Consider the following 2,858-nt stretch of genomic DNA (forward strand, 5'->3'; position numbering starts at 1 on the left):
TTTTCTGTCTTGATAAATAAAAAACAGCAATATTGCCATTCTTATCTGTTTTATATGTTCCTACTTTCTTTTTATCTGTAACGTTGTATAAATCAAATTCAGCATTTTCAAGTTTTTTACCCGAATCCTTATCAACTTTATAAACATTTATAAAAGTAGGATAGTTGTTTATTTCCCATGTCACATCCAATCCCATATGCAGTTTAGAATCAGTTTTATCATTAGTTATAGTAAAATCGTATGTACTGCCATCATCACGGAAACCATCTGGTACCATAGACTCCTTTAGGGTGTATTCCCCTAAATTAAGATTATCCAGTTCACCATAACCGTTTTCATCTGTTGTAAGATTTCCTACTACTTCGCCCTGCCTATATATAACAGTTCCCTGTGGTGTTCTTATATCGTTTCTGGCAATCACATCAAATGTTGCGTTTGCTAATTTTTCACCTGCATGATAATCTAATTTATCAACAGATATTTTACCCATTATCCTATTGTTTACAACATTGATCGTTGTATCACTTGGCCAAAAATTAACTGCATAAGAATAAATATTTTGCTGTACAGCAGTATTATAATAGATATGAATCACGTACTGTCCACTTTCAGGCATCTGCTTATTTGCACGCCATACCCCGTCACTTTCTTTTGCAAGGTGAACCCAATCAATATCATCTTGTCCCCCATTAATCGACCATGTAGGAAATTTAATCTCTGTTACACTATCTGGTACACCATCCACCTCATATTTTATGTAATGGTTGTCCGCAAGTGTAGACGATAATTTTACATTTACTTCTTTACCTTCAATTTCTGCTGTAAAAACACTTCTGTCGATATAGCCGTCTAATGTAAATTCCTGCTCGTATCTCGAAGAAGCTGTATATCCATTTGGTACTGTTTCCTCTACCTTAAATTTACCTTCATTCAGATCTGTTTTTTCTAAAAAATCACTCTCATATAATTTATTGGTAGAATTATATGAAAACTCTCTTAATTTTTCATATTGACTAGTTGTCTTATTCCACTGTAATAAATCAAATTTAGCGTTAGAAATGTTTTCACCAAAATTGTCAGTTTTATTAATACCTATTTGACTGCCATTTAACCAACTGACATTAAAACTTAATGTTCTTGGGTCACTAGTTACAGAAAGTGTCGCCTCTGCTTGGTATCCACCCCCTGGCATTATAGCCAAAGGAGCATACATTGTAGAATTATTACCAGCTAATTCACCGCTACTATAATCTTCCATTTTTTGTAACGGTGCTGACAAATAAAAAGTATCACCACCATTAATTGAAACTGTTCCACTGCTAACTGTCCCTTTTGTTAGATTATGAAGCTCTACCCCTTCCTGTAAAGGAATGTCTATTGTCACATTGCTTTCAGCATTAAATGTATTGTTTTCAGTTCTCTGAGTACTTGTGCCTGAATCATAATATGCACTTAAATTAGTTTTAGTTAAATTAAATGTTTTTGTCGGTACTGGCATGGACTGAATCTGTTCATATCTCCATTTCAATCCAATTCCATTAGCCAATAAATCATCCCATGACTTACCACCATAAATATCTCCTGAGTAAGCATAACTAGCCATAATATGCGTATACAGATATTTATTAGTGTCATTGGTAACTTGGTCATCTTTAAAAACATCTCCTGGTCCGCCATAACCATAGTAAAGAACTTTCAATAGTGCATCATTATTTCTAATAACATAAGGTGCATATTGTCCTTGTGGTGGCGTGTTTTTTGAAGATTCGAGACAATACGCAAGTGATCCATTAATATAACACATTTTAGTACTCCAATTGCCTAGCCAACTAGGATAATAAATTTCCTGTCCCCATGTAAATGAAATACTGCTTTGTGCCATCACTGGAAATACTGATGACAAAATACATATGATAGAAAGAAACGTAATAATAAAGCATTTAATTTTTCTTGTCATTTTATTTTCCTTCCTTCTTCATTATTTTTCTATATAACTAACAAGGATTTCTACAATAAAATTTCATTTTATTCCCTCCAAAAATAAAAAGCAATTCAACGAATTGCTTTTTATATATATTTATCCCAATATTTTACATCTGTGGCATCACTTGGAACTCTCCACGATTCTAATGGATCGCCCTCATAACAGATATATCCATCCTCAAAAGTTGAATCTCCCCACTTATAAGTCACTGTACGCCAAACTTTTCTTTTTACTGGCTGAGTATTTTCTCCCGTTGATCCAGAATTTCCTCCAGTATTTCCTGAGCTTGATCCACTCCCAGAACTTCCACCTGAATTACCACTATTTCCTCCAGAACTGTTACCACCAGATGTTCCTCCATTTGAAGGCTTGTTAGAACCACTACCAGATGATCCTGAGCTTCCTCCAGTAGAACCTGAAGGTTTGCTTCCAGAACTATTAGAGCTGCTATTTGAATTATTTCCACTAGATACTACTTTATCTCCAGATGAATCCACTTTTTTCTTAACAGTATTTTTTACTGTTTTTGTTCCGTCAGCATTAGTTACTGTCTCTTGGACTACAACTTCGTCTTCGGCAATTGCTGGTGGCGCAATTACTGTAACCTTTACATCTTTTTCAGCTTTATTTCCATTTGCATCTTCAATACTAGCTTTTACAGTATATTTAGCAGGTACATTAATATCTACTGTACTGTAATCAACTGTCAATTCATTTATTGTTGCTAAATCAGTCGCTATAATCAATGATTTAAAATCAAATGTAGTCAAATCTGTCCCTTGAAGAATTTCTATATTTTCTGGTACTGTCATTTCTGGGGCAGTTGTATCTTTCACAACTACCTTAACTGTTTTAGTTTCATCTTTATATGTTA

General features: G+C 34.0%; 2 protein-coding genes. Both read right to left on the minus strand.

What is annotated here, in order from left to right; translation table 11 throughout:
• The coding region (locus tag KSU54_RS18270) for a thioester domain-containing protein (protein WP_217749043.1) at positions 1-1,957 on the minus strand (1,957 nt) is incomplete at its 3' end.
• Positions 1,958-2,067: 110 nt separating this feature from the next.
• Positions 2,068-2,858, minus strand: a 791-nt coding sequence (locus tag KSU54_RS18275) for a hypothetical protein (RefSeq protein WP_217749044.1), incomplete at its 5' end; no start/stop codon positions are given.

Origin of the sequence: Erysipelatoclostridium sp. MSK.23.31 (assembly GCF_019125875.1) — a bacterium.
Classification (GTDB): Bacteria; Bacillota_I; Bacilli_A; order Erysipelotrichales; family Coprobacillaceae; genus Thomasclavelia; species Thomasclavelia ramosa.